This is a genomic window from Bradyrhizobium sp. AUGA SZCCT0158 (genome assembly GCF_018130065.1).
Taxonomy (GTDB): domain Bacteria; phylum Pseudomonadota; class Alphaproteobacteria; order Rhizobiales; family Xanthobacteraceae; genus Bradyrhizobium.
In genome coordinates this window covers 1-1239 of the sequence record NZ_JAFCME010000066.1, presented here as the reverse complement: position 1 = coordinate 1239, position 1239 = coordinate 1, and the positions used below count along the sequence as shown (strand labels likewise).

The 1239-nt window shown below is 59.3% G+C and carries 1 pseudogene; it reads right to left on the bottom strand.

Annotated elements, in window-relative coordinates:
* Positions 1-37: 37 nt before the first annotated feature.
* Positions 38-1119: pseudogene (locus tag JQ574_RS34765) on the bottom strand (IS630 family transposase).
* Positions 1120-1239 lie beyond the last annotated feature (120 nt).

The window sequence follows — 1239 nt, the reverse complement described above, 5'->3', positions numbered from 1 at the left end:
AAGAATCTAGTGTCCTGAACCAAAAGTTCGTGGCATTTTAGACCTTCGCAGGCGAGTTGTAAGCGCAGAAGCGTTCGATTGAGCGGAGAATGTCGTCGGCTGATTTGGTCCAATGGAACGGCCTTGGGTCTGCGTTGTGATGTTCGATGAAGGACGTAATCTCGGCACGTAGCGCCGCCACGCTGCGATAGATGCCGCGCCTGATCTTGCGCTCGGTGATAAGCGCAAAGAAGCGTTCGACCTGATTGAGCCAGGATGAACTGGTTGGCGTCAGATGCACGTGCCAGCGCGGCCTCTTTGCCAGCCAGTTGCGGATCAACAGCGTCTTGTGGGTTGCGTAATTATCCATGACGAGATGAACGTCCAGATCGTCCGGAACAGCGGCTTCGATCTCATCGAGAAATTTGCGGAACTCTTGGGCGCGATGGCGTCCATAGCACTTGCCGATGACCCGGCCTGTTGCGATGTCGAGGGCGGCAAATAACGAGGTGACGCCATGTCGCTTGTAGTCGTGACTGCGGCGCGCCGCCTGACCAGGTCGCATCGGGAACATGGGTTGGCTGCGGTCCAGCGCCTGTATCTGTGACTTCTCGTCGACGCACAGCACGATGGCATGCTCGGGTGGAGCCACGTAGAGGCCGACGACGTCACGCACCTTGGCGACGAAGTCGCGGTCGGTTGAGAGTTTGAAGGTCTCCAACCGATGCGGCTGCAGGCCGAAGGCGCGCCATATCCGCTGGACTGTTGAGACTGATAGCCCACTGGCCCGTGCCATACCCCGCGAACTCCAGTGGGTGGCGTCGGGCGGCTTCGTCTTAAGGGTGCGGACAATTACCTCTTCGATCCGGGCATCCTCGATCGTGCGCGGTGTTCCCGATCGCGGCTCATCCCAAAGACCTTCAAGCCGATGCTCGGCGAAGCGCCGGCGCCATTTGCCGACCGTGTCCTGATCAATACCCAGGCGGGCCGCAACCACCTTGCTCTGCTCGCCTTCAGCGCAGGGCAGGATGATCCGAGCCCGCAGCGCCAAGCCTTGGCCGTACTTCGGCGCGAGGCCAATGACCTCAATTCAGCGAGTTCAACCTCATTCAGTTCCAGCGGAGCAAAGCGTCGACCCATAGCCAACCCTCCCCAAAATGCGGAGGGTCCGCCATCTTCGAGTCGATTTCGAGTCCGCTGAACTTCAGATTCGGGACACTAGAGCCCCGTTCCGATTCCATCGGAACGGAAAAGGCTCTA